Annotated in this window: 8 protein-coding genes, 1 other RNA gene and 1 pseudogene; 3 read left to right on the top strand and 7 right to left on the bottom strand. The window is 71.3% G+C overall.

Translation table 11 applies throughout. From position 1 onward, the window contains the following. Both G6023_RS05290 and glnA read right to left on the bottom strand, forming a co-directional pair. Window positions 1-359: pseudogene (locus tag G6023_RS05290) on the bottom strand (bifunctional [glutamine synthetase] adenylyltransferase/[glutamine synthetase]-adenylyl-L-tyrosine phosphorylase); the annotation flags it as partial. Window positions 360-373: 14 nt separating this feature from the next. After that, the gene (gene glnA / locus G6023_RS05295) at window positions 374-1,714 is read right to left on the bottom strand and encodes a type I glutamate--ammonia ligase (RefSeq protein WP_067714196.1); all 1,341 of its coding nucleotides are present in this window, start codon (window positions 1,712-1,714) and stop codon (window positions 374-376) included. A gap of 199 nt (window positions 1,715-1,913) precedes the next feature. Between glnA and panB the strand changes: the two genes are divergently transcribed. Then, window positions 1,914-2,792, top strand: coding sequence for a 3-methyl-2-oxobutanoate hydroxymethyltransferase (gene panB, locus G6023_RS05300; RefSeq protein WP_182634308.1), 879 nt, complete (start codon window positions 1,914-1,916; stop codon window positions 2,790-2,792). A 2-nt stretch (window positions 2,793-2,794) separates the two neighbouring features. Further along, on the top strand, window positions 2,795-3,808 hold the full coding sequence (gene pip, locus G6023_RS05305; protein WP_182634310.1) for a prolyl aminopeptidase: 1,014 nt from the start codon (window positions 2,795-2,797) through the stop codon (window positions 3,806-3,808). A gap of 33 nt (window positions 3,809-3,841) precedes the next feature. On the opposite strand, the gene G6023_RS05310 is transcribed toward pip, so the two are convergent. Next, the gene (locus G6023_RS05310) at window positions 3,842-4,660 is read right to left on the bottom strand and encodes an SDR family NAD(P)-dependent oxidoreductase (protein ID WP_182634318.1); all 819 of its coding nucleotides are present in this window, start codon (window positions 4,658-4,660) and stop codon (window positions 3,842-3,844) included. 62 nt (window positions 4,661-4,722) lie between these two features. Continuing rightward, window positions 4,723-6,231, bottom strand: coding sequence for a flavin-containing monooxygenase (locus G6023_RS05315; protein WP_182634312.1), 1,509 nt, complete (start codon window positions 6,229-6,231; stop codon window positions 4,723-4,725). 113 nt (window positions 6,232-6,344) lie between these two features. Between G6023_RS05315 and G6023_RS05320 the strand changes: the two genes are divergently transcribed. Further along, entirely contained in the window at window positions 6,345-8,015 is a 1,671-nt protein-coding gene (locus G6023_RS05320; RefSeq protein ID WP_182634315.1) for a CYTH and CHAD domain-containing protein, read from the top strand. A gap of 30 nt (window positions 8,016-8,045) precedes the next feature. Here the strand turns inward: G6023_RS05320 and G6023_RS05325 are convergent, their stop codons facing one another. From G6023_RS05325 to G6023_RS05335, 3 genes are all read right to left on the bottom strand, one after another. Beyond that, window positions 8,046-8,213 (bottom strand): hypothetical protein, encoded by a 168-nt coding sequence (locus G6023_RS05325; protein WP_096905683.1) that lies wholly within the window; start codon window positions 8,211-8,213, stop codon window positions 8,046-8,048. A gap of 104 nt (window positions 8,214-8,317) precedes the next feature. Next, window positions 8,318-8,744: RNase P RNA component class A (rnpB, locus tag G6023_RS05330), an RNA gene on the bottom strand. Between the two features lie 49 nt (window positions 8,745-8,793). Next, window positions 8,794-9,067 (bottom strand): histidine phosphatase family protein (locus G6023_RS05335; RefSeq protein WP_182634316.1); only part of this gene is annotated, 274 nt, incomplete at its 5' end.

Genomic DNA, 9,067 nt, shown 5'->3' on the forward strand with positions numbered 1-9,067 from the left:
GCCCACCGAGTGGGCTCGGCGACGAGGTGGTCGCCCAACGCGCTCGAGGATCCGAGCAGCCCCAGCAGCCGCGCCCGGAGCCGCGAGTCGGACCGCAGCGCGGCGTCCAACGCCGCGACGTCGGCACCGGCGCGGGCGGAACCGCTCTCATCGTGGGACTCGGCGGTGAGTGATTCGTGGAGCCGCACCAGGGCTCCCAGGGCGAGGTCCGGGTCCGGAGCCCGGGACAGCGACCACAGCACCGGGACCGCGTCGTCGTCGGTCCACCCCAGGTAGTCGAGCCAGTCCGCGGCCCGGTCGTCGAGCAGCCCGAGGCGGCCCGGGCTCGGTAACCGAGGGCGCGAGGAGTCCCTGCTCACGATGCCGCCCCCGGTCACAAGTTGAGGTAGTGCCGCAGCTCGTACGGGGTCACGTCGTTGCGGTACTCGCGCCACTCGCGCCGCTTGTTGCGCAGGAAGAACTCGAAGACGTGCTCGCCGAGCGCCTCGGCGACGAGCTCGGACTCCTCCATGGCGTCCAGCGCCTGCTCGAGGCTGCCGGGGAGGTCGGTGTATCCCATCGCCCGCCGCTCGCGCCGGCTCATGGTCCACACGTCGTCCTCGGACTCCGGCGGCAGCTCGTACCCCTCCTGGACGCCCTTGATCCCGGCGGCGAACATCACCGCGTAGGCCAGGTAGGGGTTGCAGGCCGAGTCCGGGCTACGCACCTCGATGCGGCGCGAGGACGCCTTGTTGGGCGTGTACATGGGCACACGGACCAGCGCCGACCGGTTGGCCCGGCCCCAGGTGGCCGCGGTGGGGGCCTCGCCTCCGCCGATGAGTCGCTTGTACGAGTTGACCCACTGGTTGGTCACCGCTGAGAACTCGGGCGCGTGGGTGAGGATGCCCGCGACGAACGACTTCGCGGTATCGGACAGCTGGTACTCGTCGTCCGGGTCGTGGAACGCGTTGGCGTCGCCCTCGAACAGGCTCATGTGGGTGTGCATGGCCGAGCCCGGGTGGTCACGCAGGGGCTTGGGCATGAACGACGCCCACACCCCGTTGTTCATGGCCACCTCCTTGACCACGTAGCGGAACGTCATGATGTTGTCCGCCATGCTCAGGGCGTCGGCGTAGCGCAGGTCGATCTCCTGCTGACCCGGCGCGCCCTCGTGGTGGGAGAACTCCACCGAGATGCCCATCGCCTCGAGCGCCTCGATCGCGTGGCGCCGGAAGTGCGGGGCGGAGTCGTGCACGGCCTGGTCGAAGTAACCGCCGTTGTCGGTGGGCACCGGCTCCGCGCCGTCCGTGTCCAGGTCCTTGAACAGGAAGAACTCGATCTCGGGGTGCACGTAGCACGAGAACCCGAGGTCGGCGGCCTTGCTGAGCTGACGGCGCAGGACGTGCCGGGGATCCGCCCAGCTGGGGCTGCCGTCCGGGTTGAAGATGTCGCAGAAGATGCGCGCGGAGTGCTGCTTGCCGTCGGCGTGGGCCCACGGGAGCACCTGGAAGGTCGACGGGTCGGGCTTGGCGACGGTGTCCGCCTCCGACACCCGGGAGAAGCCCTCGATGGCGGAGCCGTCGAAGCCGATCCCCTCCCCGAAGGCGCCCTCGAGTTCGGCCGGCGCCACGGCGACCGACTTGAGGGTGCCGAGGACGTCGGTGAACCAGAGCCGGACGAACCGGATGTCGCGCTCTTCCAAGGTCCTGAGAACGTACTCCTGCTGGCGGTTCATGCGCTCCAACCTAGTGCCTGTCGTGTTACGAGCGTGTGACATCCGCCCGCTCCGACGCCCACCGGACCTCTGGGTGCCGGTCGTGGCAGACTCGTCCGCGACAGCGCACGGATCCCGCCGCGCACGTCACCGCCCCCTGTCCACCCGGGTACCGGCGCTCCAGCCGGCCTCGAGGTCACCGAAGGAAGGCCACACTCCCATGAGCGACACCCCCGACTCCCCGGTCTACGGCGCCGGCGGCGCACCGGACCAGACGCCGAAGGGCGACGGGCCGCAGGGCCTGACCCGGGTCACCCGTCTGCACCACCTCGCCGAGCTCAAGGCCGCCGGTGAGCCGTGGCCGATGCTCACCGCCTACGACTTCGTCTCCGCGCGGTTGTTCCAGGAGGCCGGGATCCCGGTGCTGCTCGTCGGCGACTCTGCCGCCAACGTGGTCTACGGCTACGACACGACGGTCCCGGTGACCGAGGACGAGATGATCCCGCTGGTGCGGGCCGTCACCCGCGGCGCCCCGAAGGCGCTGGTCGTCGCGGACCTGGTGTTCGGTAGCTACGAGGCCTCGCCGACGCAGGCCGTGGCCGCGGCCACCCGCATGATGAAGGAGGGCGGCGCCCAGGCCGTCAAGCTCGAGGGCGGCGTGCGGATGGTCCCGCAGATCAAGGCGATCGTCGACGCCGGGATCCCCGTGATGGCGCACATCGGGTTCACCCCCCAGTCGGTCAACGGCCTCGGCGGGTTCCGCGTCCAGGGACGCGGGGATGCCGCCGATGAGCTGCGGGCTGACGCCAGAGCCGTACAGGAGGCCGGGGCGTTCTCCGTGGTGATGGAGATGGTGCCCGCCGACCTGGCCCGCGAGGTCACCGCCGAACTGGACATCGCGACCGTCGGCATCGGCGCCGGTAACGGCTGCGATGCGCAGGTGCTGGTGTGGCAGGACATGGCCGGCCACGGCACCGGGCGGACGGCGAAGTTCGTCAAGCGCTACGCGCAGTTGGCCGACACCCTGCGGGACGCCGCCCGCGAGTACGGCGACGAGGTCCGCTCGCGGGCCTTCCCCGGCCCCGACCACTCCTTCTGATCGTGACGACACCCGCGTCCGAGCCCGGCCCGAGCGGCGGACGTCGCTCCCCCTATCCGAGGATCGAACCCCACGAGAGCGGGCTGCTCGACGTGGGCGACGGCCAGGAGCTCTACTGGGAGTGCTCGGGGAATCCCGATGGCGCCCCGGTGGTGTTCGTCCACGGCGGACCGGGCGGCGGGACCCACCCCGAACACCGGCGCATGTTCGACCCGGCCGCCTACCGGATCATCCTGGTCGACCAGCGGGGATGCGGCAGGAGCGCCCCGCATGTCGCGGACGGGGCCGACCTGTCGGTCAACACCACCTGGCACCTGGTCGCCGACCTCGAGCGGGTGCGGGAGCACCTCGGGGTCGAGACGTGGCTGGTCTTCGGCGGATCGTGGGGCTCGACACTGGCGCTGGCCTATGCCCAGGAGCATCCCGAGCGGGTCCGCGGCCTGGTCCTGCGCGGGATCTTCCTGTGCCGCCCGTCGGAGATCGACTGGTTCTACCGCGGCGGCGCGGCGCACCTGTTCCCCGACTTCTGGGAGGACTACCTCGCTCCGTTGATCGCCGCGGACGGCGCAGAGGCGGTCCGGCGGCCGGGTTACGACCACGTGGCCGCCTACCACCGGCTCCTGCACTGCGGCGACCCGCGCGTAGAGCTCGAGGCGGCCCGCGCGTGGACCACGTGGGAGACCTCGACGTCGACACTCCTCCCCCGCCCGGCTGGGGTCGTCGGCGACCCGGACCGGTTCGCGCTGGCGTTCGCGAGGATCGAGAACCACTACTTCGTCCACGACGCGTTCCTGCGGGGCCGGGCGATCCTGGACCGGATGGACCGGATCGCCCACCTGCCCGCCGTGATCGTCCACGGCCGCTACGACGTGGTGTGCCCGGTCGCAGGCGCGTGGGAGCTGCACGCGGCGTGGCCGGGTTCGGAGCTGCACATCGTCCCCGACGCGGGGCACGCGATGGCCGAACCCGGCACGACGCACCACCTGCTGGAGGCCACGGACCGCTTCCGTCCCTGAGGAGCCCGGGCCGGGCGTGCTCCTGTCAGCGAATCAGACCACCCCGAAGCGGCGCGACATCGCGACCGTTCCCTTCTGGTAGCCGGTCGGGAACAGCCGGACCAGGGCGTCGAGCAGGTGGGCGTCGACCCCCACCAGCACGCGCGCCCTACGTCGCTCGACGCCGTCGAGGATCACCCGCGCGGCCGTCGACGCCTCGGTGCGCGCGAACTTCGCGTCGAAGATCGCGGCGAAGTTCGCGCTGTCCAGCCCCTCGGCCGCGCCGGCGCTCCGGGCGACGGCGGTCTTGATCCCGCCCGGGTGGACGCAGGTGACGTCGACGGGGTGCCCGGCCGCCATCATCTCCATCCGCAGGGACTCGGTGAACTGCTGGACCGCCGCCTTGGCCGCGTTGTAGGCGTTCTGGGTGGGCACGGACAGGAACGCGAAGATGCTCGAGATGTTGACCAGGTGGCCGTCGCCGGAGGCGATGAGGTGAGGGAGGAACTCCTTGGTGCCGTGCACGACGCCCCAGTAGTCGACGTCCATCACGCGGGCGATGTCCTTGTAGCCGGACTGCTCGACCGCCCCGGTGAACGCGATGCCGGCGTTGTTGACGACCAGGTGGACCACGCCGAAGTGCTCGGCGACCGCCCCCGCGTACTCGGCGACCATCGCCTGTTCTGTGACGTCGAGGCGCTGCGAGTGCACGTCGGTGGCGCCGTCACCGCGCGCGAGGTCGACGGTCCGGGCCAGTCCGTCTGCGTCGATGTCGCTCAGTGCCAACCGGGCGCCGCGCCGCGCGGCCTCGCGCGCCAGTTCGCGCCCGATCCCCGAGCCGGCGCCGGTGACGACGACGACCTTGCCGTCCATCCGCCAGCGGGGGCGGCGGGCCAGTGACCCGACTGTGCCGAACAGTCTGCCGATCGGGGCGCTCACCGGAGGGCCTCCTGCCCGGTACGCGTCGCGGCCGTGTCGTCGGCCGCGGTCCGCCGGTAGGCGCTCAGGTCGAACTCCCGGGTCTGGTTGCGGAAAGTGAAGGTGTAGTCCGGCCACACGGCCGGCGCGTTGCCCTTGTCGTCGAGGTACCAGCTCCGGCAACCGGTCACCCACACGGTCTCGCCGGTGCTGTCGCGCAGTTCGCGGTTGTACGCGTCCTGGACGGCCGCACGCACCTCGACGGTCTGCAGGCCGCGGTCCCGCATGGTGCGCAGCGCGTCCACGAGGTAGTTGAGCTGGGACTCGATCATGTAGATCATCGACGAGTGCCCGAGTCCGGTCGCGGGGCCCACCAGGACGAACAGGTTGGGGTAGCCGGCGACCGTGGTCCCCTTGTAGGCCTCCATCCCCTCGCTCTGCCACTTGTCCGCCAGGGTGCGCCCGTCCGTTCCGCGGACGCGCTCGAAGAACGGTGAATCGGTGACGTGGAAGCCCGTGGCCACCACCAGGACGTCGGCGGGGTGCTCGGTTCCGTCACCGGTGACGATCCCGCCCTCGGTGACGCGGGTGATCGGCTCGGTGACCACGTCGACGTTGTCCCGGGACAGTGCCGGGTACCAGGTGTTGGACAGCAGGATGCGCTTGCACCCGATCTCGAAGTGCGGGGTGAGCCGCGCGCGCAGGGCACGGTCGCGCACCTGCATCGCCAGGTGTGCCCGTCCAAGCGCCTTGATGGGTGCCAGCGCCGCGCGGGTGCGGGTCAGGCCCACCACCTGGAACTCGCGGCTGGCGTACTGCAGGGCCCGCACCGCGCGCTGCAGCCCGGGCACCCGGCGGTACAGCGACCGCTCGAACCGGGGGTACTGCCGGTCCATCCGGGGCAGGACCCAGGGCGCGGTGCGCTGGTAGACGTCGAGGTGCGCCACGGTCGGGGCGATGGACGGCACCACCTGGATCGCCGAGGCGCCCGTGCCGATCACCGCGACTCGCTTGTCGGCCAGCGTCACCGAGTGGTCCCAGCGGGCGGTGTGGAAGACGGGCCCGGCGAAGTCGCCGACGCCGTCGATCTCCGGGAGCCTGGGCTCGCACAGTGCGCCGACGCCCAGCACCACCACGCGGGCGTCGTACTCCTCCTCGCTGGTGCGCACCGTCCACCGGCCGCGGGACTCGTCGTAGTCCACCGAGGTGACGTCGACGCCGAAGCGGATCTTCTCGCGCACGCCGGCCTCGTGCGTGACCTTCCGGATGTAGTCGTAGATCTCGCCCTGCGGCGAGAAGGCCCGTGACCAGTCGGGGTTGAGGGCGAAGGAGTACGAGTACAGGTGGGACGGGACGTCGCACGCCGCGCCCGGATAGCTGTTGTCGCGCCACGTCCCGCCGACGTCGGGGCCGCGTTCGAGGACGACGAGGTCGTCGAAGCCCTCCTGCGCGAGCCGGATGGCGGCACCGAGCCCGGAGAACCCCGCCCCCACCACCAGGACGTCGACGATTTTCGGCTGATCCACAATCTCTCCCTTACGACGAACGTGTGACCGTAGCCACTGACCTTACCCGCCGGTAAGTCCGGAAGGGGCGGCGCTCACTGCCGGTGTTCATCCTTTACTGATACAACCGGACCATGACGATCAACGAGACCGTCGAGGTCGAGAGCAAGTTCGAGGTCGACGAGCACACCCCGCTGCCCACGGTCGACGCCCTGGCGCCTCTCGTCGCGGACGTCCCGGTGGAGCACCAGCTCTCCGCCACCTACTACGACACCGCCGACCTCTCGCTCACCCGGCACAAGGTCACACTCCGGCGCCGCACCGGCGGGGACGACGAGGGTTGGCACCTCAAACTGCCCGACCGGGCGGGACGCGTCGAACTGCAGGCCCCGCTCGGCGACGGCGACCCCCGTGACGACGTCGTCCCCGCGGAGCTCGTCACGGCCGTCGCCGGGCTGGTCCGCCGTCGGCCCCTCGAGCCCGTCGCCCGCATCGACAACCGCCGGCAGGTCCTCACGCTGCGGGACCCCGACGGGGCCGCGGTGATCGAGTTCTGCGACGACCGTGTCTCCACCGAGTCGTTCGTCGCCGGCGGATCAACGGCGGGATGGCGGGAATGGGAGACCGAACTGGTCGATCCGGCGCGACCCGATGCACACGATCTCCTCGCGACCGTCGCCGCCGCCTGCGCGGACGCCGGGGCTCACGCCTCGTCGTCGTCGTCCAAACTCGCCCGCACCATCGGCCCACTCCCCGACCTCTACGAGCGCGGCGTCTCGCCCGTGCGCGACGCCCTTGTCCAGGACCTGCAGCAACTCCTCGACCACGATCCGGCGGCCCGGCGCGTCACCGTGGTGGGCGTCCACCAGATGCGCGTCGCGGTCCGTGGCCTGCGGAGCACCATCAGCTCGTACGCCGACGAGCTCGGGGCGGAGACCGCCGGCACCGACATCGACCCGGCCGCGCTCCTCGCCGAGCTCAAGGAACTCGCCGCGGTGCTGGGCAAGGCCCGGGACATCCAGGTGGTCGACCAGCGACTCGGGGCGCTGGCAGCCGACTACCCCGAGGACGTGGTGACCGCACGGACCCGGCATCTCCTGCGCACCGAGTTGGACTTCGAGGAGCAGCGCGCGGGCGAACGCGTCACCGCGGCGCTGCTCTCCGACCGGTACCTCGACGTGGTCGACCGACTCCACGAGCTGGTCCGCGTCGCCGGCACCGGCCCTGCCGCAGTGGGGGGCGGGGCGTCGTCGAAGGGCGGTGCTCCGTCGAAGGGCGGTAGGAAGCGGCGCGAGGCCGAGGAGACACTGCTGCGCGGGGTGGACCGGCAGTTCTCCAAGTTCACCAAGATCCGCACTCGCACCGAGCGCGACCTGGACTCCCTCGATCTGACGCTGGCCCAGCGGGAGGAACTCACCCACGTCGTGCGCAAGCGCGCGAAGGCACTGCGCCGCAACGTCAGTGCGGTGCCGAACACGGAGGACCTCACGGTGGCCCCGCTGCGTACGGCCTGCGACCGGCTGCACACGGTGCTCGGGGACGTCCAGGACAGCGTCACCACCCGGCAGTGGATCCGGCGCATCGCGCGGCGGGCCGAGTTCGCCGGTGAGTCGACGTTCGGCCTCGGCGTGCTCTTCGAGCACGAGCGGGCGTTCTCCGAGCGCACCCTCGAGGGGTTCGAGAGCGACGCCGCGGCGGTCACGGCCGCCTATCGCGAACTGTCCGAGTCACGGCGTGCGGCACGGCGGCGCCGGAAGAAGAAGGACAAGAAGAAGAGCGGCAAGAAGAAGGGCGGGAAGAAGTAGGACAGCCCGGCTCGACCTCCCGGGCTCGTACTAGTCGTCCTGGGCGTCCCAGGCCTCGTTGCGGGCCTTCGCCTTGACCAGCGCCGCCTCGGCCTCGCCGCGCGTGGCATAGGGGCCCATCCGGTTGTCCCAGTTGGTCACCTTGCCTTGCTGCGCCTGACCTGTGGCGATGTCGTAGTACCACTGTTCGTCCGACACGGTGGGCCTCCTCGGTTCGACGCGACGGGCTTGTCACCTCGGACCCTACTATCCGGGTCCGGACCCGCCACCGCGCGCCGCAGCACCGCCTGCCGGGAACGGGGCGAACGAGCCGGCCTGTAAGCCGGATCCTGTGCCCTCCGCGGGCGGAGGGCGACGACCATCCATCTGGGCACTCCGTCACCGGGTACCTCGAGCGGTCCACCCGCGGACTCGGGCGAGCAGCCCTCCCGTGCATTGCTGCACGCCATCCGCGCAGCCGCACCGCGAGCGGTGCGACCTTCGACCTTGCTCCGGGCGGGGTTTACCTAGCCGCCCCGGTCACCCGGGGCGCTGGTGCGCTCTTACCGCACCGTTTCACCCTTACCGCGCCCGCAGGCGCGGCGGTCTGTTTTCTGTGGCACTGTCCCGCGGGTCACCCCGGGTTGCCGTTAGCAACCGCCCTGCTCTGTGGAGTCCGGACTTTCCTCGGGCCGGGGCCTGGCCACCGATAGCGCCGGTTCCCCTGTCCGCGGCCGTCCGGCCGACTCGTTCGCCCCAGGGAGTCTAGTCGCCCGCGCGGGCCGGTCGGGGTGCGGGCTCAGACGAGGTGGGAGGTGTCGTTGACCAGGTGAACCGAGGTCGGCCCGTCGGAGTAGAAACGCACGTCGGAGACGGAGGCGAGGTCCAGGTGCAGCCGGAACAGCAGCTCGTCACCGGCGCCCAGGCCCGCCCGGATCGCCAGTTTGATGGGGGTGACGTGGCTGACGACGGCGACCACGCCGCCGGGGCGGTCGGCGACGATGCGCCGCAGTCCCCGCTCGACGCGCGCCCGCACCACGGCGAAGCTCTCGCCGCCCGGGGGCGCGGTGGCG

Origin of the sequence: Dietzia sp. DQ11-71 (genome assembly GCF_014144995.1) — a bacterium.
GTDB classification, from domain to species: Bacteria; Actinomycetota; Actinomycetes; order Mycobacteriales; family Mycobacteriaceae; genus Dietzia; species Dietzia kunjamensis.